This is a genomic window from Bacillus sp. FSL W7-1360, assembly GCF_038592975.1.
GTDB classification, from domain to species: domain Bacteria; phylum Bacillota; class Bacilli; order Bacillales; family Bacillaceae_D; genus Shouchella; species Shouchella lonarensis.
In genome coordinates this window covers 538,136-561,779 of record NZ_CP151950.1, presented here as the reverse complement: position 1 = coordinate 561,779, position 23,644 = coordinate 538,136, and the positions used below count along the sequence as shown (strand labels likewise).

General features: G+C 45.7%; 18 protein-coding genes and 1 pseudogene. 4 read left to right on the top strand and 15 right to left on the bottom strand.

Going from position 1 to position 23,644, the window contains the following annotated elements; all coding sequences use genetic code 11:
• Nucleotides 1-5: 5 nt before the first annotated feature.
• The 6 genes from yqfD to rpsU all read right to left on the bottom strand — a co-directional run bounded on the left by yqfD (nt 6) and on the right by rpsU (nt 5,207).
• Complete coding sequence (gene yqfD / locus NSQ26_RS02780; RefSeq protein WP_499719066.1) at nt 6-1,193, bottom strand: sporulation protein YqfD; 1,188 nt, start codon at nt 1,191-1,193, stop codon at nt 6-8.
• A gap of 20 nt (nt 1,194-1,213) precedes the next feature.
• Entirely contained in the window at nt 1,214-1,510 is a 297-nt protein-coding gene (gene yqfC / locus NSQ26_RS02775) for a sporulation protein YqfC (protein ID WP_499719065.1), read from the bottom strand.
• 139 nt (nt 1,511-1,649) lie between these two features.
• Nucleotides 1,650-2,165 carry a YqfB family membrane protein gene (locus tag NSQ26_RS02770; RefSeq protein WP_499719064.1) on the bottom strand — a complete coding sequence of 172 codons (516 nt, stop codon included), beginning with the start codon at nt 2,163-2,165 and terminating at the stop codon, nt 1,650-1,652.
• 89 nt (nt 2,166-2,254) lie between these two features.
• Nucleotides 2,255-3,256, bottom strand: a complete 1,002-nt coding sequence (floA, locus tag NSQ26_RS02765; RefSeq protein ID WP_090775876.1) for a flotillin-like protein FloA — start codon at nt 3,254-3,256, stop codon at nt 2,255-2,257.
• Between the two features lie 49 nt (nt 3,257-3,305).
• On the bottom strand, nt 3,306-4,643 hold the full coding sequence (locus NSQ26_RS02760) for an NfeD family protein (protein WP_090775875.1): 1,338 nt from the start codon (nt 4,641-4,643) through the stop codon (nt 3,306-3,308).
• Nucleotides 4,644-5,033: 390 nt separating this feature from the next.
• Nucleotides 5,034-5,207 carry a 30S ribosomal protein S21 gene (gene rpsU, locus NSQ26_RS02755; RefSeq protein WP_090775874.1) on the bottom strand — a complete coding sequence of 58 codons (174 nt, stop codon included), beginning with the start codon at nt 5,205-5,207 and terminating at the stop codon, nt 5,034-5,036.
• Between the two features lie 213 nt (nt 5,208-5,420).
• On the opposite strand from rpsU, the gene NSQ26_RS02750 reads away from it, so the two are divergent.
• Nucleotides 5,421-6,362: a Na/Pi symporter gene (locus NSQ26_RS02750; protein WP_499719063.1), complete on the top strand. Its 942-nt coding sequence runs from the start codon at nt 5,421-5,423 to the stop codon at nt 6,360-6,362.
• Here NSQ26_RS02750 and deoC read toward each other — a convergent pair.
• Nucleotides 6,351-7,025: a deoxyribose-phosphate aldolase gene (deoC, locus tag NSQ26_RS02745; RefSeq protein ID WP_090775872.1), complete on the bottom strand. Its 675-nt coding sequence runs from the start codon at nt 7,023-7,025 to the stop codon at nt 6,351-6,353. The genes NSQ26_RS02750 and deoC overlap by 12 nt on opposite strands.
• 265 nt (nt 7,026-7,290) lie before the next feature.
• Between deoC and NSQ26_RS02740 the strand changes: the two genes are divergently transcribed.
• From NSQ26_RS02740 to NSQ26_RS02730, 3 genes and pseudogenes are all read left to right on the top strand, one after another.
• Complete coding sequence (locus NSQ26_RS02740; protein WP_499719062.1) at nt 7,291-9,429, top strand: alpha-helical endospore appendage domain-containing protein; 2,139 nt, start codon at nt 7,291-7,293, stop codon at nt 9,427-9,429.
• Nucleotides 9,430-9,649: 220 nt separating this feature from the next.
• Nucleotides 9,650-11,914 (top strand): alpha-helical endospore appendage domain-containing protein, encoded by a 2,265-nt coding sequence (locus NSQ26_RS02735; protein WP_499719061.1) that lies wholly within the window; start codon nt 9,650-9,652, stop codon nt 11,912-11,914.
• A gap of 538 nt (nt 11,915-12,452) precedes the next feature.
• Nucleotides 12,453-13,771: pseudogene (locus NSQ26_RS02730) on the top strand (pyocin knob domain-containing protein); the annotation flags it as partial.
• Between the two features lie 580 nt (nt 13,772-14,351).
• Here NSQ26_RS02730 and mtaB read toward each other — a convergent pair.
• The 8 genes from mtaB to hemW all read right to left on the bottom strand — a co-directional run bounded on the left by mtaB (nt 14,352) and on the right by hemW (nt 23,635).
• Nucleotides 14,352-15,689: a tRNA (N(6)-L-threonylcarbamoyladenosine(37)-C(2))-methylthiotransferase MtaB gene (gene mtaB / locus NSQ26_RS02725; protein ID WP_499719060.1), complete on the bottom strand. Its 1,338-nt coding sequence runs from the start codon at nt 15,687-15,689 to the stop codon at nt 14,352-14,354.
• Between the two features lie 10 nt (nt 15,690-15,699).
• Nucleotides 15,700-16,446, bottom strand: coding sequence for a 16S rRNA (uracil(1498)-N(3))-methyltransferase (locus tag NSQ26_RS02720; RefSeq protein WP_499719059.1), 747 nt, complete (start codon nt 16,444-16,446; stop codon nt 15,700-15,702).
• Between the two features lie 5 nt (nt 16,447-16,451).
• Entirely contained in the window at nt 16,452-17,393 is a 942-nt protein-coding gene (gene prmA, locus NSQ26_RS02715; protein ID WP_499719058.1) for a 50S ribosomal protein L11 methyltransferase, read from the bottom strand.
• A 117-nt stretch (nt 17,394-17,510) separates the two neighbouring features.
• Nucleotides 17,511-18,632 (bottom strand): molecular chaperone DnaJ, encoded by a 1,122-nt coding sequence (gene dnaJ, locus NSQ26_RS02710; protein WP_499719057.1) that lies wholly within the window; start codon nt 18,630-18,632, stop codon nt 17,511-17,513.
• Nucleotides 18,633-18,798: 166 nt separating this feature from the next.
• Nucleotides 18,799-20,640 carry a molecular chaperone DnaK gene (dnaK, locus tag NSQ26_RS02705; RefSeq protein ID WP_499719056.1) on the bottom strand — a complete coding sequence of 614 codons (1,842 nt, stop codon included), beginning with the start codon at nt 20,638-20,640 and terminating at the stop codon, nt 18,799-18,801.
• A 27-nt stretch (nt 20,641-20,667) separates the two neighbouring features.
• A complete protein-coding gene (gene grpE / locus NSQ26_RS02700) occupies nt 20,668-21,258 on the bottom strand; it encodes a nucleotide exchange factor GrpE (RefSeq protein ID WP_090775865.1) in 591 nt (196 codons plus the stop codon).
• 90 nt (nt 21,259-21,348) lie between these two features.
• Complete coding sequence (gene hrcA, locus NSQ26_RS02695) at nt 21,349-22,374, bottom strand: heat-inducible transcriptional repressor HrcA (protein WP_499719055.1); 1,026 nt, start codon at nt 22,372-22,374, stop codon at nt 21,349-21,351.
• A gap of 106 nt (nt 22,375-22,480) precedes the next feature.
• Nucleotides 22,481-23,635 carry a radical SAM family heme chaperone HemW gene (hemW, locus tag NSQ26_RS02690; protein WP_499719054.1) on the bottom strand — a complete coding sequence of 385 codons (1,155 nt, stop codon included), beginning with the start codon at nt 23,633-23,635 and terminating at the stop codon, nt 22,481-22,483.
• Between the last annotated feature and the right edge of the window lie 9 nt (nt 23,636-23,644).

Here is a 23,644-nt window from a genome sequence, read left to right as displayed (position 1 = left end):
TCGCATCAGTCTCCTTGTATAATTGGTTTTTCTTGCGTAATTTCTTCTAAAACTTGGTAATGAATCGTTAATGAAACTGTACCATCCTCAACACGTTGCTGCAAAATATTTTCAGATTTAATGACTGCATCTTCCGGTAGCCGCTCCCGTAATTCTGTCCGTGCCCCTGCCATTGCGACTTTTTTTGCCTCTTCTTCTGTATACGTACGTTCAAATGAAAATGTTTCACGTTGTTCTGTCGTTTTGAACTGAACTGGTAACCGATAACCAAATAATGACCAGTCTGTTTCTCGCTCAAATGTCTCATACTGCTCATACGCCGGCTTTGTAAACGCCCAAACGGGAACTTCAAAACCGCCAAGCACAAGTGAGCGTCGGTTTTTTTGCGTGCCTGTCAACGTTGTAAACGTGTTTTTTAATGGAATGGTTACATTTGAAGTATACCATATTTCACCGATCACAGTCGCTTTTGCGGCAACAATCTTTTCTTTTCCCTCTACACCAATGACACCCGAAACAATGACATCCCCCTTCTCCACATAATCATTTGTATGTTTTAAAGCTTTCCCGTTTTCGACAAAAATCTTATGAATGACCGCCCGTTTTGAAGCAACGAGATGGCGAGGGCTTAACCGCTCTGCTGGCGCTTGCCTCACTTGCTCCACAACCTCAAATTCAAAGGTCGTCCCTTTTTTACGCACCCCAATCCAAGTTGCCTCGTCCACTTCTTCTGTGACAAGAAGTTGAATTTCATCCGGTGGTGGTAAAAGAAATTGGAATTTTCCTCGTTTGATTCCAAGTGCGTCCACTACTTCACGTAGCTCCTGCGCCACTTTCGGGCTTGCTCCTTTAATTTCAATATCCCACACCATATTTGCTGCTAACATCATCATGGTAGCAAAGAGAACAACGCCCAGCGACAATCCAATTCGAACGCGCATTTGTTTTAAAAAGAAAGGGAATCCACTACGCCTCTTAAAGGTTGTCTTACATTTAAATGCACGCAACAACATTCTAAGATCGTGAACATGATCAAGAAACATGTCAAACTGGAGCGTATCACCTTTTTTATATCGGACATTCCATATTTCTATCTTTCTCCTTAAGCAAGCATTTAATAACCGCGTTGGTTCTTCCATTGTGATCTCAACTGTCACATAACCACGTATTTGTTTTGCCGCGTTGTTTCGCACAAATGCCCTCTCCTTTATTTCTATTTCTTTTTCGTTTCGTCTTGTATAAATGACACATGCTCAATACGTCCTTCTAATAAAAGTTCCTCAGGCATAATCGTTTTTAATATAAAGCCACTTCCACGAATGAGTAACTGCCCCTGTTTTAAAAATAAACATATTTCTTCCCGTGAAAAGCGCTGTACACCGCAATGGTTTTCAATATAAATATGCAGTTGTCCAATCATCGTAATTCGTGGCAGATCCATCATGACATCTGCCGGTAGCTGCATGCGTTGGCCAAACCAACGTTTCATATTGTTTGCCATTTTCTTCATGCAGCTCTCCCCCTCTCGTATGAGTGTATGAAAAAGACCCTTTAAATAGCACACAAAAAGCCGTCATGTCATTGACATCACGGCTTTTGCTTCATTTTCAGTTATCATATACAGCCATCTAAATGGTCACATGTTGCTTTTATCTTCTCACCAAACGAGATTGTACCTGTTTTCGCCCTTTAGGTGACCCGATGATTTCAGCCCACACAACCGCACGCATCGCTTCTTGACCAGAAGGACGGCTAAAGTGCAATGGACTTGCTGCAGGCGATTGCTGCTGTGGCTTTCGTGTAACCACTGTTTGTTTTTTCATACGATTTATTTTTTGCTCTAACTGTTGCTGCAACCGCTCTAGCTCTTCCTGTTTCACGCGCGTCTTACGCTCGTCTAATGCTGTTACGATCTGAGGCTCAGATTTTGGCGCAGGTGCAGATGAAGGCTCAGGCTCTTTATCTTTCCATGTATCAGGATCAAATATATCTTGCCAGTCGAACCCTTCATCTGACGACTGTTCGTCCGCGCGTGAAGCAGATGCTGATTCTTCCTTTTTAACAGGCTCTCCCTTAAGCAAACGCGAGAAGAAACTAAGGATCGCACCGATCGCAATGATGGCAGGGATCGGATTGCTAAAAATAAAATCAATAAGTTCTTCCATATGGGTGTAACCCCCCTTTGCACTTCGGAACAAGGGCGAGGTCGTTCAGTCCTCGCACACTGTCCCAACGTTTCTCAGTTGGCTATTGGTTATTTGTTCTCATCAACATTAGCGTCCTGAACATCGCTAGACGATTTACTAATCGCGTCGCGCATATCGGTATCAGCCATGACATTTTGATAGTTCATATAATCCATGACACCCATATGACCTTGACGTAACGCCTCTGATAAAGCAAGTGGTACTTCCGCTTCTGCTTCAACCACTTTCGCCCGCATTTCTTCGACGCGCGCTTTCATTTCTTGTTCTTGGGCAACCGCCATCGCGCGACGCTCTTCTGCTTTCGCTTGGGCAATCTTCTTATCTGCTTCCGCTTGGTCTGTTTGCAACTCTGCACCGATGTTTTTACCGACATCAATGTCCGCAATATCAATCGATAAAATTTCAAACGCGGTTCCAGAATCTAAACCTTTTGAAAGCACCGTTTGTGAAATGGTGTCCGGGTTCTCAAGCACGTTTTTATGATGTTCTGAAGAACCGATCGTTGAAACGATCCCTTCCCCAACACGGGCAATAACCGTTTCTTCACCAGCACCACCGACAAGGCGGTCAATGTTTGCACGTACAGTAATCCGGGATTTCGCTTTAATTTCAATCCCGTTCATCGCTACACCCGCGATAAACGGTGTTTCAATAACTTTCGGGTTGACACTCATTTGTACTGCCTCTAACACGTCACGACCAGCAAGATCAATCGCCGCCGCGCGCTCAAATGATAAATCAATGTTCGCCCGTTGTGCCGCAATTAACGCATTAACAACACGGTCAACATTTCCCCCTGCTAAATAATGTCCTTCTAGTCGCGCAGTATTTAAATCGATTCCTGCTTTTACCGCTTTAATGAGTGGTGTGACGACACGGGACGGAATCACACGGCGTAAGCGCATCCCGATTAACTCAAAAATTCCTACACGAACTCCTGCCGAAATGGCTGAAATCCACAGTGCAACAGGTACGAATGTAAACAAGATTGACAATAAAATAATCGCAACCGCTGCAATAACAAGTACAAAAATAAGGTTTTGATCCATTCTCTTTCTCCTCCTCTTTCTCTTACAAAAATTTCACTTCCGGGCACTGTTACTCAAGTGCTCGAACAACGATACGTGCCCCTGATGCATGTACAACCTTCACCTGGCTCCCTTTCGCAATGTAACCTCCCTCAGAAACAACGTCTAATCGTTCATCCTGAATGAGTGCAATTCCAGATGGACGAAGATCCGTCAATGCCTTTCCTTCAACGCCAACTAAATGCCTCACTGCACCACTTTGAACGAGCTCATCGCCACTTGTTGCAACAGCTGGCGTTTGTAAGACAAGCCGCTTCCAAGGACCTCGATCTCCAAAGAAAACAAACAACACAACAGCTAAAATGATGGTTAGAACAAGGGCAATGGCTACAGAAAACACCATCACTGTTGTAGAAAAAGAAGCCATGAACAAGCCGCCTAAAATAAACCCTGTTCCCAGTATACCAAAAATCCCAAACCCGGGGACCATAATCTCGATTCCAAGCAAGACAGCACCAATGCCAAGCAAAATAAGTGATTCCCACCCCGCAAAACCTGCAACCATGTGCCCGTAGAAAAATAAGAGCAATGCACTAATCCCCATGATGCCAGGAATACCAAAACCAGGTGAATATACTTCCATTACTAGACCAAGACTTCCTATCGATAACAGAATAGGAATGACAAATGGATGTGTCACAAAACGTGCAAGATGCTCTGCAATGCTCACTTCAGCATGAACAATATTGATGTCATCTTGTTCATAGCCAAGGTAAGTGATGACTTCGTCCAAGTTAGCGGCAATTGCTTCAGCATACCCAACTTCATATGCTTGATCAGCATTTAATGTTAAAAAACCTGGTTCAAATCCATCCACATTAAAGTCACGGTCTGCCATCGCACGGGCGTACGCCGGGTCACGTCCTCCATCTGGTCCGTACTCTTCTGCAGCTGTCATCATGCGACTGATCCAAAGAGACTGCATCTTCTCTTCTGCTGCATTTCCATCGCCATCAATGACCCCCGCTGATCCAATTTGTCCATCCGGAGCCATGACAATATCGTCCGCATTGAGCGCAATGTACGCACCAGCAGAAATCGCCTCATTATTAATAAATGCTGTTACAGGAATTTGAGCCCTGTTAATGATGTTAGCGATATTTCCTGCGGCATCAACTGCACCACCAGGCGTGTGAATGTCCAAGATGATGCGATCAGCGCCCGAAGCTTCTGCCTCTTTAAACGAACGCGCCAAAAATGCTTCCAACCCACGCTCTACTGTTTGCTCAACTGGTATGACAAACACTTGCTTCTTCCCATCATGTGATTGATTGGCTAGCATGTAAAACGGGGTTAGTAAAAAAGCAGTGATCCATGTAACAAATGTTAGCTTTAACCATTTACTCATCTGCTGTCCTCACCTCCCTCGTAGATGGTCCATCACTCTTTCTACGAAAATGATCAAGAAAGGTTTCATTTTTTTTACTTCGTGCGAATGGTTTCATCAGCCATCTCATCTATGTATGTTAAAAGCCCCTGCGTAAGGCAGAGGCTTGTTATACAGACAATTTCTTGGATCGTTATAAGTTTCTTTTATCAATAAACCTGGCATGTATGATTCCAGTCCGAAAAACATGTTTTGCTAGGTTACACGAGGGACTTGTTCTCACCTCGCTTGTTGAAATCCATGGAGGGATTCTTTACGCTGCTTCACTTCATGACTGAGCATGCAATGCGAAAGAAGTTTCTTCTACTATTTTCAAGCTTTTCTATCTGTTGACACAGCCGCTCCAGTCACTTAAAACTTCCGCTTTCTAGCCGCTTCTGATTTCTTCTTACGCTTTACACTTGGCTTTTCGAAGTGTTTGCGTTTTTTAACCTCAGCCAATGTTCCTTCTTTGGAGATTGATCTCTTAAAGCGACGAAGTGCAGCATCGATCGATTCGTTTTTACGAACGCGAGTTTCTGCCATTCTATTTCCCTCCCTCCGAAAACAACCAAACTAAAAACACGTGCGAAAACACGCCTTCATACATTATAATACAGCCTTTAAACAAGGTCAACTCCATGAATGAAAAATTTGTACGTTCCTATGTTTCTGGTCTTGTCATGAAAATCGATTCATATAGTAATAGGACAAGAACGATATGACCCCATTTTAGTATCGCGCGAGGTGACATTTTTTATGGGACAAGAATGGTTTTCTCTCATCGTTGTCTTTATTACTTTATTTTTATTCGGGATGTTCGTCTTACGCTCTGGGTTAATGCAAATCGGCGCCCGGCGTTTACAACCCATTTTACTTAGGGCCACCGACTCGGCTTGGAAAGGGCTTATCATTGGTACAGTCATTACCGCCATCTTTCAAAGCAGCACAATTGTGATGATCATGGTTGTTGGTTTCGTTGCGACGCAACTTCTGACGTTTCGCCATACAATTGGTATTATTCTAGGCACAAATATTGGTTCTTGCTTCACATTAGAATTGATTGCCTTTCGACTCACAGACCTTGCCGTGCCACTCATCGGACTCGGCATCTTCTTTCTCTTGTTTCCAAAAAAAATACTATATTGTTTGGGTAGCATTTTTTTTGGGGTTGGTGCCATTTTTCTCGCAATGCATGGTTTAGAAACCCTTGCCACACCACTAGCAGCAGAACCGATGACACATACGTTTTTTCATTGGACAAACGCACATGCACTATCGGGAATCGTTGTCGGTGCTGTAATGACAATGATTGTCCAATCTAGCACAGCAACGATTGCGATGGCAATGAGTTTCATTCAAGACAGCGCGCTTAATATGGCTTCTGGCATTGCCATTATGCTTGGGGCAAACATTGGTACGTGCCTCACTGCTTACATTGCGAGCATTGGTGCAAGTAAAGCGGCACGCCTCGTCGCCTATGCCCATATTTGGCTGAATCTTTTAGGTGCAATCGCCTTTTTTCCGCTCATCGGCTTTCTCGCCCATATTTCATCTTTGCTAGCGGAATCTACAAGTATGCAACTCGCTCATGCAAGTGTCATTTATAATGTTATCTGTTCACTAGTCGTTCTGCCATTTGCACATATTTTTGCCCGCTTCATCGAGCGGATTCATGGGCGAATGGGCTCAATAAGTTGATGTCCCCTTCTCCCCAGAAACAATGGCCACGCCACTACTCGCACCAATGCGCGTTGCACCAGCTGCTACCATTGCTTCGAGTCCAGTGCGATCGCGCACACCCCCAGATGCTTTTACACCAATATTTGGACCAACTGTTTTCCGCATTAACTGCACATCAGAAGCTGTCGCCCCGCCTGTAGAAAATCCGGTCGATGTTTTGACATAGTCCGCACCAGCTGCAACTGACAACTCACACGCACGTACTTTTTCTTCGTCTGTAAGTAGCGCTGTCTCAATGATGACCTTCGTCAATGCCTTACCTTTTGCTGCTTCGACAACCGCTGCGATATCCGCACGTACTGTTTCGTCGTCCCGATCTTTTAATGCCGCAATGTTGATCACCATGTCCACTTCTGTTGCACCATTTTGAATGGCATTGGTCGTCTCAAATGCCTTTGTCGCCGATGTTGCTTGTCCAAGTGGAAAACCAATGACCGTACATACTGCTACATTTGACGCTTCTTTTAAAAGTGTTGCTGCTGTTTTCACCCAATATGGATTGACACAGACAGACGCAAACTGGTGCTCTTTTGCTTCCTTACATAACTTTTCGATTTGGTCTTTTGTCACATCTGCTTGTAAAAGTGTGTGATCAATGAACGAGGCTGTTTTAACTGTCATTTTCTTCATCCTTCCAAAAGGGGAATTTTTCATTTACTATCATACCATAAATTAGGCAAAAGGTGATCTTGTGGCATTGAACGACATTTTTCTTTGGATCTAAGCTGATAATCGCCCTTTTTTATATTTATGCTACACCTTTCATCTCTTGTCGACATATTTTATGTTACAGGGAGAAATGATGTATGAATTTTAGCCATTACTCACTGCTTCATTTTTTAAATTACACTTATTCTCCACAAAGAAACAAGAGGGGGAAATACGTATGTCTCAACCAAATATGCCTAACATTACACCTAATATTACACTTAATCGTGATGATGTTGTCAATTTATTGCTTGCCTCCATTGCCATGGAAGAAATGGGGTTGGCACATATTATCAATGCGGAGGGAGAGAAAATTCAGTACGCTCTAGGCACACTTGAGGGCTTAACCGGACCTCCTGCAACAATCGCAGACATTTTAGCCATTAATCAAAGTGCGGCTTGTATGCTCGACACGATTTTCAAAAAGGAAATCATTCTTGAATCGAAAATGAAGGCAGCGACAAATATTCCTACGCTAGTCGGACCAACGGGGGCGACGGGGGCAACAGGTCCTGCCGGAAGTGTTGTAAGTGTCAATAACCTTCTTCCTGATACAGGTGGGAATGTCATTCTCTCAATTGGTGAGATCCCTGGTGGCATTGAAAATATTAACGGCATAACTGCCTCATCAGATGGCAGTTTGACGCTAAATGCTGAAGATGTCGGTGCTTTTCCGTATGAAGAAGTGCCATCCAGTAGTGATCTAGATTCGTTTGTTACAGAAGGTGTGTACAGTTCTGAAGGAAACGCTGGTGGACCTGTGAACGCTCCACTTGGGTTTACAAGCCCTATTTGGACATTGTATGTCTCTGTCATCACTCCAGGACCGACAACATCGATCTTACAATTACTCATTGGCAACCCAACCATTTATATACGTAGCGCAACCGATGACACTGGAGCAACGTGGAATCCTTGGGAAGAACTCGGCACACAAGGACCGACTGGACCAACGGGGGCTGGGGTTACTGGCGCGACTGGCATTACCGGCGCCACGGGGGCGACTGGCGCGACTGGCATTACCGGCGTAACGGGCGCGACTGGCATTACTGGCGTTACGGGCGCGACTGGCGTAACGGGCGCGACTGGCATTACCGGCGTAACGGGGGCGACTGGCGTTACTGGACCTACTGGCGCGACCGGCGTGACGGGGGCGACTGGCGTTACTGGACCTACTGGCGCGACCGGCGTGACGGGGGCAACTGGCGTTACTGGACCTACTGGCGCGACCGGCGTGACGGGGGCGACTGGCATTACTGGACCTACTGGCGCGACCGGCGTGACGGGGGCGACTGGCGTTACTGGACCTACTGGGTCGCAAGGACTTCCTGGTATAGGAATGAATGCAAAAAACACCATTTACGCTTCTACACAAACTGAAAATGCCGTTGCTGCTATAGATGGCATGACAAATCAATTGATCACCACGATACAAGTAGGAGATACACCGAATGGCGTTGCAGTCAACCGGTACACTAGTCTCGTTTACGTCGCAAATACAGGTGATGACAACGTTTCTGTCATCGATAGCTACACAAATCAAGTAGTAACAACCATAAATAGTATTCCTTCACCATTTGATGTCACCGTCAACCCTAATACAAACCTTGTCTATATCTCATCTATTAATCCATTAGCAGTTTATGTTGTCAATGGTCTCACAAATACTGTCATACAAACGATTTCAATCTCAGCTACGACTAGTGCTGCAAATGCCATTGCTGCAAATCCCGCCACAAATCTCATTTATGCTGTAAACTCAATTACTCAGGATGGAACGGTTTCTGTCATTGATGGCGCAACGCATCAGATTACACACACCATCACAGCAGGAATCTTTTCAAGAGATATCACGGTGAACCCAATCACCAATCGGATCTATGTCTCCAATACGGGAATGGCTCCAATCAGTAGCAATGTATCCGTGATTGATGGAACAACCCATACGATCACCGCAACACTGACCGGTTTTCCGTTTTGTCAAGGGGTAAATATTAATCCTGTCACAAATATCCTTTATGTTAGTTTCAATACTGCAATGGGGTCTTTCATTGCCGCACGGGATATTCCTACGAACACTACGCTAGCAAACATTCAAGTCCAGGGCACCACACCAATAGCAATCGTCGCAAACCCAAACACAAACACCATTTATGTTGGAAGTCGCATCACCTTTTCCCCACCACCTAGTATACCAATTGCAGCAATTAGTGGTGCAACAAATAACATCATCTCTACCGTCACAGTAGCAGGAAACATCATCTCAGGAATCGATGTGAATTACTGGGATTTCATGCCTTTAGGTGGGATACAGTAGTGCGGCGGATACTCCCTTAATGATACATTCATAACGAATCATCACACGACGAGCAGTACCACGCACACCAATTGCTCTACCACAGATTCTGTATCATATTCGCTCACTTTTTATACCACCATGCCCAGTCAAAAAAACAACAATAACATACGTTATATAGAGTACTCATTCTACATTTTTTGAGGAGTATTCCAACCACATTAAGAAAGGAATGATTCAAGTGTCTCAACCAAACATGCCAAATTTCACGCCCAATATTACCCTCGACCGTGATGATGTCGTCAATTTACTGCTCGCATCGATCGCGATGGAGGAAATGGGCTTAGCACACATTATTAATGCGGAAGGAGAGAAAATTCAATACGCCTTAGGGACATTAAACGGTCTCACTGGACCCCCTGCTACATTGCAAGAAATATTATCGATCAACGAAAGTGCTGCCGACATGCTCGACACGATTTTCAAGAAAGAAATTATCCTGGAATCAAAAATGAAAGCAGCGACAAGTATTCCTACGTTGATCGGACCGACGGGCGCGACTGGGGCGACCGGACCAGCTGGCAGTGTGACAAGTGTGAACAATATCCTTCCTGATGGCGCAGGCAATGTCGTTCTCACCATTGGCGATATTCCAGGCGGCATTGTAAACATCAACGGTATTACTGCCGCACCAGATGGTAGTTTGACGTTAAATGCTGACGATGTCGGCGCTTTTCCGTATGATGAAGTGCCTTCTGGGAGTGATTTAGATTCGTTTATTACCGAGGGTGTGTACAGTTCTCAGGGGAATGCAGGCGGACCTGTGAACGGTCCACTTGGGTTTACAAGCCCGATATGGACATTGTATGTCTCTGTCATTACGCCGGGACCGACCACATCGATTTTACAACTACTCATTGGTAACCCAACAATTTATGTACGAAGCGCGACCGATGACACAGGCACGACTTGGAATCCTTGGGAGGAGCTCGGTACACAAGGACCGACCGGACCGACCGGGGCTGGGGTGACGGGCGCGACTGGACCTACTGGACCTACTGGCGCGACCGGAGCTACTGGGATCACGGGGGCGACTGGTGCTACGGGAGCTACCGGGGCGACTGGCGCGACCGGAGCGACGGGAGTAACTGGAGCTACAGGAGCCACGGGAGCCACGGGTGTAACTGGAGCGACTGGACCTACTGGAGCGACCGGACCTACCGGGGTGACTGGAGCTACTGGTGTTACCGGAGCGACTGGCGTTACGGGAGCTACCGGGGTCACGGGGGCAACTGGGACTACGGGGGCGACTGGGATCACGGGGGCGACTGGTGCTACGGGAGCTACTGGCGTTACTGGCGTTACTGGGACCACTGGTGCAACTGGCGTTACGGGAGCTACTGGCGTTACTGGCGTTACTGGGACCACTGGTGCAACTGGCGTTACGGGAGCTACTGGCGTTACTGGCGCCACCGGTGTTACCGGCGCCACGGGGGCGACTGGCGTTACCGGACCTACCGGTATTACTGGTCCTACTGGCATTGATGGTGGCGGTGCTTTTCCTTTGCTTTATGTTAGCGAACAAGCGAGCGATCAAGTATCTGTGATTAATGGCTTCACCAATGAAATTATAGCGCAAATCTCTACAGGAGGGACAAATGAATTTGGTGGTGGTGCAGTCGACACCATTAACAACTTTGTGTACGTTCCAGACGCAGGCAATAATACCATTACCATTATCGATGGCAACACCAACACCTTTGCCATGACTGTTGCCGTTGGAACGACGCCTCGAGGATGTGAAATCAATACAAACCTAAACGTTTTATATGTATCAAATACAGGTACACCGGGCTCTATTTCAGTCATAGACTTAAATTTAGCAACACCGGCATCTACAGCAACAATCACCGTCGGTAATAATCCACGAGAATCCACATTTGATCCATTAAATAACTTACTCTATGTACCAAACAACCTTTCTGGAAATGTATCTGTCATCGACACCACTTCTAATACTATCACAACAACATTCACTGTAGGAGATTCACCACTAAAGCCAGGAATAGATCCATTCCAACAAAAAGTATTTATCCCCAACCTTGGTACCAATAATGTCTCGGTGATCGATACATCTACCTTTAATCCCATCATCACGATCACAGTTGGGACCGCTCCATCTTATGTCGCCATGGATATCGAAACGGATCGCGCTTACGTTTCAAATTTTAATGGAAACGGAGTTTCAGTCCTTGACACAGTAAACAACGTTGTCACATTCACAATCAGCAGTGTAGGAACGAATCCTTATGGCTTAAACTTAAATCCGTTCCCTATTTTATTGAAAAATGCTTATCCACTTCGTTTACTTTATATTCCAGATCGTCCATCTGAAGTAACCATTGTTGATCTCAAAACAAACCAAATTATCGACAACATCCCAATACCAGGAGCCGTAAACCCACGTTGGGTTGGTATCAATCCGTATGGAAATAAACCTTCGTAAAAATAATGCACCCGTATCTGTTCAGTGCGTATGTATCGAAATAATGTTGTCAGCAAGTTACGCACAAATCTTTGATCAGATTAGAAAACAGCAATGAAGCTAGGTAAGCCTTAAGATAAAAAAATTAAAGGGGCTGTCTCAAAAGCCCCGTGAAAAACAAACTCACTGATTGAGGCTCTTGATGTCTGATCAATGAGTTTGTTTTTTATTGTCAGAAAGTGTCTTGGAGATAAAGTCTTCGGAGGCCGAGGGTTTTTTTGACATGACCAAGTACACTCTCCACATCTATTTTTTTCCTAAGCATTGCCGTACTAAAAGGCACAATTGCTGTAAATATTTCCAGTCAATCATGATATGGTAGCTTTTTTCGCGTTTTCATATGAAAACCATCCCAAAACCTATAGATGTACACCTATTTTCACCTTTTTTAGCGATCATAATCAAATAGCCCGAACAAAAAAAAAAAACATATTCTGAACAAAGCGTGTTTTTGCTTACGCATTCATGCGCTTAAAACAAATCGAAAGGGGAACTATGCATGAGTCAACCAAACATGCCTAATTTCACACCCAATATTACTTTGGACCGTGATGATGTCGTCAACTTACTGCTCGCATCGATCGCGATGGAGGAAATGGGTTTAGCGCACATTATTAATGCGGAAGGAGAGAAGATTCAGTACGCCTTAGGGACATTAAATGGTCTTACTGGACCTCCAGCAACGTTGCAGGAAATTTTGTCGATCAACGAAAGTGCTGCCGACATGCTTGACACGATTTTCAAGAAAGAAATTATTCTTGAGTCAAAAATGAAAGCGGCTGCGAACATTCCAACGATGATCGGACCGACGGGGGCTACTGGCGCTACTGGACCAGCTGGTAGTGTGACAAGTGTGAACAATATCCTTCCTGATGGCGCAGGCAATGTCATCCTCACCATTGGCGATATTCCAGGTGGCATTGAAAACATCAACGGGATAACTGCCGCACCAGATGGTAGTTTGACGTTAAATGCTGACGATGTCGGCGCTTTTCCGTATGATGAAGTGCCTTCTGGGAGTGATTTAGATTCGTTTATTACCGAGGGTGTGTACAGTTCTCAGGGGAATGCAGGCGGACCTGTGAACGGTCCACTTGGGTTTTTACAAGCCCGATATGGACATTGTATGTCTCTGTCATTACGCCGGGACCGACCACATCGATTTTACAACTACTCATTGGTAATCCAACAATTTATGTACGAAGCGCAACCGATGATACAGGCACGACTTGGAATCCTTGGGAGGCGCTCGATACACAAGGACCGACCGGACCGACGGGGGCTGGTGTTACTGGGGCGACTGGCGCCACTGGCGTTACTGGCGCTACGGGGGCTACGGGGGTTACAGGAGCTACTGGCGCTACTGGGATCACGGGGGCGACCGGAACTACCGGGGTGACTGGCGTTACTGGCGCTACTGGGGCAACAGGGGTGACTGGCGCCACCGGGGCTACTGGCGTTACTGGCGCTACGGGAGCTACTGGGGTGACTGGCGCTACTGGCGTTACTGGGGCCACTGGGGCGACCGGCGTTACTGGCGCTACTGGGGCTACTGGCGCTACTGGCGTTACTGGGGCCACTGGCGCTACTGGCGTTACGGGGACCACTGGTGTTACTGGCGTTACGGGGGCTACTGGCGTTACTGGTATCACAGGCGCCACTGGACCTACTGGCGTCACAGGTGCCACTGGCGTTACCGGTATTACGGGTGTTACTGGACCTACCGGTGTTACAGGAGCCACTGGGGCAACCGGCGTTACTGGCGCTACCGGAGCGACCGGCGCTACTGGGGCAACCGGGGCGACTGGACCTACCGGACCAAACAACCTTAATAACCGAATTCAAGTAGTAGAGCAAACGGTTACACCAGTAAACGTGGGTGATCCGATCGGTTTCGTTTTGACTCCTGAACAAAGTGGGAACATTACTCACACTGCTAATAGTGCCGATATTAATGTTCAGCCTTTACGGACTTACTATGTCTCATATGTGTTTGAATATGAAGCAGAGGATCCACCTGTTGAAGTCACAACGATCATGCGATTACTAAATGATGCTCCAGCAACAATCACCATTGGCCAAAGCCAAATGCGTTCCAATATGGTCGGTGGAGGCGTGGGAGACAATATTGTTAACTTCGGAAGTTATTTTATGGTCAGTACAACAGATGATGCTAATCCACGACTTCAATTACTCGTTTCCAATCTCTCTACAGGAACTTCTATAGGTATCAGAGGTGGTACCACAGTCAATGTGTTTGACTTAGGCCCTGCTCCTTCACCTTAAATCGTTTTTTATGTCAATAGACACTTCTTTTCAGGCATTACGTTCAGTCGATAAAAAACACCCAAGGCACATGTCTCATGACACCTCGCCTTGGGTGTTTTGTTTCATTGATCTACCTGACTTCAACCTCGTCCTTCACAACCCGGACAAACTCACCTTCATTGTACGGGTATCCTGCTTTTGTCAACTTCACACGTACAATTTCACCAACCATCGTTTCATCGACAGCCACTTTCACCTTCAAATAGTTGTCCGTGTACCCGATGAATAACCCACTATCAGGATTTTCTTTATCGCGCTCTTCCGGAATCATTTCTAACACTTCACCTTCAAATTGCGAGGCGTAATCTTTTGCTAATTGATCCGATAAGGAGATTAAACGGTGGACGCGTTCACTTTTAACGTCTTCGGCAATTTGATCAGTCATCCGCGCGGCTGGTGTGCCTGTCCGCATTGAATACGGGAAGACATGTAGCTCACTAAATTTGTGTTCAGCGATAAAGTCATATGTCTCTTGAAACTCTTCTTCTGTCTCTCCTGGAAAGCCGACAATGACGTCTGATGTAATCGCGAGTCGTGGCAATGCTTCTTTTAGCTTCGTGATCCGTTCAGAAAACTGCGCCATCGTATATTTCCGGCGCATCCGTTTGAGCACCGTGTCTGAACCTGATTGTAGTGGGACGTGCATGTGGCGGACAACTTTTTTCGACTTGGCAATGACAGAAATGACATCGTCGGTGAGCTGGCTCGCTTCAATTGATGAAATCCGAATCCGTTTCAAACCGCGCACTTCTTCTAAATCCTCAAGCAAACGAGCTAAGCTATACTCTTTTAAATCTTCACCATAACCACCTGTATGAATCCCGGTGAGGACAATCTCTTTATACCCTGCTTCCACAAGTTGAGTCGCTTGTTTGATCACTTCTTCTGGATCACGCGAACGCATCAAACCACGTGCCCACGGAATAATACAAAATGTACAAAAGTTATTGCAGCCTTCTTGAATTTTTAAGGACGCACGGGTGCGGTCGGTAAATGAAGGGACATCCAGTTCCTCGTACACGCGCGACTTCATAATGTTACCGACACCGTTGATCGGCTCACGCTCTTTTTGATATTGCGCGATATAATCAAGCAACTTCGTACGGTCTTGCGTTCCGATCACAATATCAACACCTGGTATCGCCATGATTTCGGCCGGTGACGTTTGCGCGTAACAACCCGTCACACAAATGACGGCGTCAGGGTTTTTACGGATCGCGCGGCGAATAATTTGCCGACTTTTTTTATCACCCGTATTTGTGACAGTACACGTATTAATGACATACACGTCCGCACGTCTTTCTTCATCTACTTTTTCATAACCCGCTTGTTTGAACAGTTGCCAAATCGCTTCAGTTTCATAATGGTTCACTTTACATCCTAACGTATGAAACGCCACAGTTGCCACTACACTCACCTCAAGTTTCTAAATGATACGATAGCGCTGAAAGCACGTACAACGCCGCTGTTTCTGTGCGCAAAATGCGCGGTCCTAGTCCGCAACAATACGCACCTTGTGCCTGAAAGTCTGCCACTTCTTCACGTGTCAGTCCACCTTCTGGACCCACGATGACGAGTACCGTCTGATTTCTTTCTAAGCTCATGAATGCTTGCTTGAGCATTTTCGGCTCACCGGATTTCGCGACTTCCTCATCACAAACAATAACACAATCATATGTCGCCATTTTTTTTAACAACGCTTGACTGCTGAGTGGAGAAGCAACCTCAGGGACAAATTGCCGATACGATTGTTCAGCCGCTTCTTTTGCAATTTTTGCAAGTCGCGCTGTTTTCTTTTCTGCTTTTTTTGCGTCCCATTTCACAATCGTACGAGCCGCAAAAAAGGGGAGAAATTCGCGCGCGCCAAGCTCGGTTCCTTTTTGAACGATAAGTTCGAGCTTGTCCCCTTTTGGCATGCCTTGTGCGATCGTCACGTGCACCGGTAATTCAACGGTAAGAGAGAGTTCAGACACAATCTCTGCCTCCACCGTGTCGATAGAGAGTACAGCAAGGATTGCCCGCACGCCGCGACCGGCTTGATTAAGACAAACAATTTCATCCCCGGCCTGCATCCGCATGACCCGCACAATGTGAGCCGCATCATCACCGGTGAGCGTCACGTGCGTCTCGCTCATTTGCTCATTGGCAACAAAATAACGTTGCATACAGGTCACCCTTTCCGGATCGCCCTAACCGCGATCCAGTCATCCATTTCCGTCACTTCATCAATGAAAAAGCCAGCTTTTTCAAGTGCTGTTGTCACTTCTTCTTTCTTCCGCGTAATAATCCCCGACGTTAAAAAGGTTCCCCCTGGCTTTAGCACACGATACGCATTTTCGGTAAATGATACAATCACTTCCGCTAAGATGTTAGCAACAATCACGTCGCAAGTATTGTCCGCGATCCCTTCGAGTAAATGATTTTTCCGTACCGTCACAGGTGTAGGCAGCTCGTTTAACGCCACATTCGCTTTTGCGCTCTCGACAGCAACTTCATCCAAATCAAGCGCAAGCACCGTCTCTGCCCCTAGCTTACTTGCAGCAATCGCGAGCACACCCGACCCTGTCCCAACATCAATTACGTTGTGCCCTCGCTTAATCGTTTTTTCTAATGCTTGCAGCGAAAGGATTGTGGTAGGATGTGTGCCTGTTCCGAATGCCATCCCAGGGTCGAGCTCAATCACCATTTCATTTTCGTTTGGTGTATATGTTTCCCACGTTGGCACAATCGTTAATCGCTCGGTCACTTGAACCGGATGATAGTAAGCTTTCCACGCCGTTGCCCAATCTTTTTCATCGACTTCAACATAACTCATCTCAGCTGCGCCAATGTCAATTTCATACGTTACTAGTTGTCTAATATCCGCCTCCACACGGGCAATCATTTCGGTAAAGTCATCCCCCATTGGAAAATAGGCTTTCACTATGACACCTTCTGTTGGATAATCAGCCGGAGATAGTTCATACACTTCTCCATACTGATTAGCCCATTCGGTCACTAAATCTTGTGGGTCTTCAATTGCCACACCTGCCGCACCTGACTCATGCAAAAGATTTGAGACGGATTCAACCGCCTCTTGGGTTGTATGAATACGGAACTCTGCCCACTTCATGATTGTCTCCACCTTTCCGAAAGCTTACGGGGACTGAGGAAAAGCCAGAAAACAGCTTGCGCCGGAGTCAATGTTTCTTCCGACATCCGGCGACTGACTTCCAACTTCTGGATCGTGTCATTCTCCTCTAAACGCGCGGCGTAATTTATCAAAAAATCCATCGTTCTGCTCATCCGGTCTGCCTCCACGCATCCCGGCAAACTCACGCAACAATTCTTTCTCATCTTCAGTCAAGCTTTTTGGAACAACGACACGCACTTGTACATGCTGATCGCCTTGTCCTCGCCCATGCACATTTGGTGCGCCTTTTCCGCGTAAACGGAAGCTAGTACCTGTTTGTGTACCTGCTGGAATTTTCAGCTTCACTTTACCTGTTAATGTTGGCACTTCAATTTCATCGCCTAATGCCGCTTGCGGGAACGTGAGTGGCACTTCACAATAAATATCTTCCCCGTCACGTTCAAAAAACTCGTGCGGTTTTACTTGGAAAACGACGTATAGGTCACCAGCTGGACCCCCATTTGATCCACTTTCTCCTTGACCACTGACACGTAGCTGTTGACCGTTATCAATCCCTGCGGGCACTTTCACGCTAATCTTTTTCCGTTTACGTACTTTTCCTTTGCCATGACATGTCGTACACTTCTCTTTAATCGTTTTGCCCGTACCCCCGCAATGATTACATACACGGCGATTGACAACACGACCGAATGGGGTGTTTTGCTCGACATTTAATTGTCCAGCCCCCTTACATTGTGTACACGTCTCTGGTTTTGTCCCCGACTTTGCCCCTGAGCCACTACATGTTTCACACGTTTCTTCACGCGGAATCTCAATCTCGGTTTCTTTACCGAAAATCGCTTCCTTAAATGTTAATGTCATTGTATATTGTAAGTCATTGCCTTTACGTGCGGCGTTCGGGTTCCGTCTTCCACCACCTGAACCGCCAAAGAACATATCAAAAATATCATTGAATCCGCCAAAGTCACCAGCGCCCCCAGCACCGCCAAATCCTTGGTTTGGATCTGTATGCCCGAACTGATCATAATGCGCTTTTTTCTGTGGGTCACTTAACGTATCATACGCTTCTTTTACCTCTTTAAATTTTGTCTCAGCGTCCGCTTCTTTGTTCACGTCCGGATGGTATTTCCGTGCCAATTGACGATAAGCTTTTTTCACATCCGCTTCTGACGCATTTTTGCCAACGCCAAGTACATCATAATAATCTCGCTTACTCAAACGCTTTCCCTCCCGACTAATCACGACGCTAAACGTACATCACGCTTGCTCACATAACGTTCATCTTACCACCACCGCTTACGTGCTGGCAACCGCCTGTTGCTACTTTCGTGAAAAAAGCCAAAGCCATTAACCTGACTTTGACTTTTCCGTTCATCCTGCGTGCTTACTTCTTCTCGTCTTCTTTTACTTCTTCGTATTCTGCATCAACAACGGTATCATCTTGGTTCGCATCAGCACCGGCTTCACCTTCAGCGCCTTGCTGTGCTTGGGCTGATTGCGCGGCTTGCTCATACATTTTTGTTGTTAAAGCCGTTACGATCTCTTGTAGTTCATCTTTTGCAGCTTTAATGTCGTCTGTGTTGTCTGCTTCGAGTGCTGCTTTCACTTTTTCTTTCGCTGCTTCTGCTTTTTCTTTCTCGGCAGCATCGACGTTGTCACCGAGGTCTTTTAACGTTTTCTCTGTCGCAAAGACAAGCTGGTCTGCTTCATTACGTAATTCAACTTTTTCGCGACGCGCTTTATCTTCTTCCGCGTTCGCTTCAGCGTCTTTCACCATTTTGTCGATCTCTTCATCAGAAAGACCTGAAGACGATGTAATTGTAATCGACTGTTCTTTGTTTGTGCCAAGATCTTTCGCCTTTACGTTTACAATTCCGTTCGCATCAATATCAAATGTCACTTCGATTTGTGGTACACCACGTGGTGCTGGTGGAATATCTGTCAATTGGAATCGACCAAGTGTTTTATTATCGGCAGCCATTTGACGCTCACCTTGCAAGACGTGAATATCCACAGACGGCTGATTGTCTGCTGCAGTCGAGAACACTTGTGACTTCGACGTTGGAATCGTTGTATTGCGCTCGATTAACTTCGTAAATACGGCACCCATCGTTTCAATTCCAAGTGAAAGTGGCGTCACGTCAAGTAGCACAACGTCTTTTACATCTCCTGTTAATACCCCTGCTTGCACAGCCGCACCAAGTGCAACCACTTCATCTGGGTTAACCCCTTTATGCGCATCTTTGCCAGTCAGGCGCTTAATTGCTTCTTGTACAGCTGGAATACGCGTAGATCCACCAACAAGGACAACTTTATCAATGTCTGATGCGGACATGTCTGCATCTGATAATGCACGGCGCGTTGGCTCAAGCGTACGCTCAACAAGGTCTGCAGACAACTCTTCAAATTTTGCTCGTGTAAGTGTCAACTCAAGATGCTTCGGTCCTGTTGCATCTGCTGTAATGAACGGGAGTGAAATTTGTGTTTGTGTCACGCCAGAAAGGTCTTTTTTCGCCTTTTCTGCAGAATCTTTCAAGCGTTGCATTGCCATTTTGTCTTGAGACAAGTCAATGCCATTGTCCTTTTTAAACTCTGCCACGAGATGATTAATGATCACTTCATCAAAATCATCTCCACCAAGTTTGTTATCACCGGATGTCGCTTTTACTTCAAAGAAGCCATCGCCAAGCTCAAGGATCGAAACGTCGAATGTGCCGCCACCGAGGTCATAGACGAGAATCGTTTGGTCTTCCTCTTTTTCAAGACCATACGCCAGTGCAGCAGCTGTCGGCTCATTGACAATCCGATCGACTTCAAGACCAGCAATTTTACCAGCATCTTTTGTTGCTTGACGTTGTGAGTCATTGAAATATGCTGGTACAGTAATAACCGCCTTTGTGACTGTTTCACCAAGGTATGCTTCTGCATCTGATTTTAGTTTTTGTAAAATGATCGCCGATATTTCTTGCGGAGAATAGCTCTTACCATCCACTTCTACTTTATGATCTGTACCCATGTACCGTTTAATTGACATAATCGTATTCGGGTTTGTAATTGCTTGACGCTTTGCGACCTCACCTACGAGACGCTCGCCATCTTTAAATGCAACGACAGATGGGGTCGTGCGGTTTCCTTCTGGATTTGGAATAACTGTTGCTTCCCCACCTTCCATCACTGCAACACATGAGTTGGTTGTACCTAAATCAATACCAATAATTTTACTCATTTTCTTTTCCTCCTTAATAAAGTAGACTTATGCGTTCACTTTCACCATTGAATGTCGAATGACGCGGTCTTTCAACTGATAGCCTTTTTGAAGCTCTTCTACGATTTGATTTTGTTCATACCCTTCTTCTTCCACTTGCATCACTGCTTGGTGAAGATGGGGGTCAAACAGCTCACCTGTCGCCTGTATGACTTGCACACCTTCATTTTGCAATGCTGTCTCTAACTGGCGATAGACCATCTCCATTCCTTGAAGTAACTGCTTTGTTTCTTCATGTTGTGGTTCAACCATTAACGCACGCTCAAAGTTATCTAGTACGGGCAATAATTTTTCAACAAGATTTTGTGACTGATATTTCGCAGCTGCCTCTTTCTCCGCTCTAGAACGACGTTTGAAATTTTCAAAGTCAGCGCGAACACGGGCGAGACGTTCTTCCATTTCAGTGAGTGCCGTGTCTCGCGGATCCGCCTCAGGCGTTTCTTCATTTTCTTCATCAAATTGTTCAGAAGACGCCGTTGTCTCAGACTCAGGCATTTCTTTTTCTACCTCTTCTTGCGCGGGAACTTCTTGGTCTTCTTGTTCACTATGCGCAACGTGATCATCATGCTTCTCAACCACGATCGTTCACCTCCCATAACGACTTCACTTTATTCATTTATGTACAGCAACAGTAGAAACTGTTGCATATACGCGACCATTTTTTTGTTGCTACTGTAAACGCGACAAGCGTTTTGATAAATCTTGCGCGAGCACATCGACAACGGTCATCATCCGTCGATATTCCATTCGGGTTGGACCAATCACACCAATCGTACCGACATCATAACCATCCACAGTATAAGAAGCCATGACAATGCTACATGACGAGAAAGCTTCAAGTTCATTTTCTTCCCCGATGGACACACGCAATCCGTCTGTTTGTTGCGATCGTAGCCATTGAGACAGTCTCGTCTCTTCTTCAAATGTGTTATACACAAGTCGAATTTTACCTAAGTCTTGAAACTCCGGTTGCGTCATCAAGTTTGTTTTTCCAGAGAAAAACATTTTCTCTGGTTGATGACGGGAAGTAAGTTGCTTTAGCATGCTCATGACGTGCTGATAGTTGCCTACATGACGTTTAAACAAGTCAGCTAGCTCTATTGTAATTTTGTCTTGCAACATCAACAGTGGTGTCCCGACAAGCCGTTCATTTAACAAATTGACTGTGCGCTCTAAATCAGCTGATGTAACCATTTCATCAATATGCACGAGACGATTTTCCACATGCCCCGTTTGACTGACAAGAATGACAACAGCTTGCTGGTCATTCATTGGCACAATTTGAATATTGCACAACTTTTCCTTTAACGTTTCTGGACTGAGTACGACGGACACATAACTTGTCATCTCAGACAAAATTCGAGCAGACGCTTCAAACACTTCTTCTGTTGCTTGTAACTGCGCGGAGGCTAAACGTGATAACCCTGCTTTTTCCACCGTTGTTAAGCGATGTGGTAACTTCATATGATCCACATAATAACGGTATCCTTGCTGAGAGGGGACGCGCCCAGCAGAGCTATGTGGTTTTTCCAAAAAGCCAAGTTCTTCTAAATCCGCCATTTCATTTCGAATCGTTGCTGGACTAAAAGGGATATCTTCACGTTTTGAAACACTCCGCGATCCAACTGGTTCAGCCGAGCGCACATAATCATCCACAATTGCATGTAAAATCAACAATTGTCTCTCTGTTAACATCGTCACACCTCCCTGTTAGCACTCGCAACACTTGAGTGCTAATACTACTGTTACACTATCAAATAGCTCATAATTTGTCAATTGAAAAACGCACTTAAATTTTAATTTATTCATCTACGTCCTCTAAAGAAGCAATGAATAAAGAGAAAGCTTCATTCCCTAACAGTAAACCATCCTCACTTAATCGGATGTGGCTATGCGTTTCTTCAAGCAATCCTTTTTGAATGCCTGTCATGACCGGCTCCCTAAAAAGCGTTGTAAATGGCTCACCGTACGCCTGCGCAAAATCTGCTTTACAAATGCCTTCGCGTTTGCGCAAACCGAGAAAAGCAGCCTCTTCTAACTTTTCTACTCGTGTGACACGATGCGTCTGTAAACGCGGCACGCCCTTTTCCCATACAGCATCAATATATTGCTGGATCGGGGCAATATTTTGGTAACGAACACCTTGTTCATAACCAGAAGCACCCGCACCAACCCCATCATATTCTTCATTATTCCAATAAACGAGGTTATGCTTGCTTTCATATCCACTTTTACCAAAATTACTAATTTCATACTGCACCAATCCTGCGGCACGTGTTTTCCGTTGCAGGTCATGATACATCGCAACATCTGTCTCTTCTGGCGGCAAAGGGAGTGTACCTTTTTTCTGGCGGTTAAAAAATATTGTCTTTGGCTCCACTTTTAACGCATAGGCAGAAATGTGCTCAACGCCAAGAGCGAGCGCTTGCTCAAGTGAGTCGGAAAAGTCCGCTTCCGTTTGGTTCGGCAAACCCAACATAAGATCGAGTGACACATTCGTAAACCCGACACTTCTTGCCGTTTCCACTGCTCGTTTCACACTTTTTGGAGAATGTGAGCGCCCTATTTCTTGCAATAATGCCGGTGTAAACGTTTGGGCGCCAATGCTCAAGCGATTCACCCCATGTTCATGCAGCACAGCCAGCTTCTCACGATCAGCGCTATCAGGGTTTACCTCTACTGTCCATTCCTCAACACCCTGTACAGAAAACAACATATGCATCTTCTCAAGCAAACGTGCAAGCTGGAAACTCGTTAAAGCCGTTGGTGTACCACCACCAATATAAACTGTTCTTACTGGAACGTCTCCTTGTCGCTCACGCAGTACACGCATTTCTTCAATGAGTGCATCCAAATATGCCTCTACCGGCTGATTTTCTAAAAACACTTTATTAAAGTCACAGTAGTGACAAATATGCGCACAAAATGGGATATGGACATAGATAGATTGACCCAATAGACATTC

Excerpts from the sequence above, each read along its gene's own strand:
- yqfC (WP_499719065.1), bottom strand. The coding sequence starts at position 1,510 with ATGAAGAAAATGGCAAACAATATGAAACGTTGGTTTGGCCAACGCATG.
- NSQ26_RS02770 (WP_499719064.1), bottom strand. The coding sequence starts at position 2,165 with ATGGAAGAACTTATTGATTTTATTTTTAGCAATCCGATCCCTGCCATC.
- floA (WP_090775876.1), bottom strand. The coding sequence starts at position 3,256 with ATGGATCAAAACCTTATTTTTGTACTTGTTATTGCAGCGGTTGCGATT.
- NSQ26_RS02760 (WP_090775875.1), bottom strand. The coding sequence starts at position 4,643 with ATGAGTAAATGGTTAAAGCTAACATTTGTTACATGGATCACTGCTTTT.
- rpsU (WP_090775874.1), bottom strand. The coding sequence starts at position 5,207 with ATGGCAGAAACTCGCGTTCGTAAAAACGAATCGATCGATGCTGCACTT.
- NSQ26_RS02750 (WP_499719063.1), top strand. The coding sequence starts at position 5,421 with ATGGGACAAGAATGGTTTTCTCTCATCGTTGTCTTTATTACTTTATTT.
- deoC (WP_090775872.1), bottom strand. The coding sequence starts at position 7,025 with ATGACAGTTAAAACAGCCTCGTTCATTGATCACACACTTTTACAAGCA.
- NSQ26_RS02740 (WP_499719062.1), top strand. The coding sequence starts at position 7,291 with ATGTCTCAACCAAATATGCCTAACATTACACCTAATATTACACTTAAT.
- NSQ26_RS02720 (WP_499719059.1), bottom strand. The coding sequence starts at position 16,446 with ATGCAACGTTATTTTGTTGCCAATGAGCAAATGAGCGAGACGCACGTG.
- prmA (WP_499719058.1), bottom strand. The coding sequence starts at position 17,393 with ATGAAGTGGGCAGAGTTCCGTATTCATACAACCCAAGAGGCGGTTGAA.
- dnaK (WP_499719056.1), bottom strand. The coding sequence starts at position 20,640 with ATGAGTAAAATTATTGGTATTGATTTAGGTACAACCAACTCATGTGTT.
- hrcA (WP_499719055.1), bottom strand. The coding sequence starts at position 22,374 with ATGTTAACAGAGAGACAATTGTTGATTTTACATGCAATTGTGGATGAT.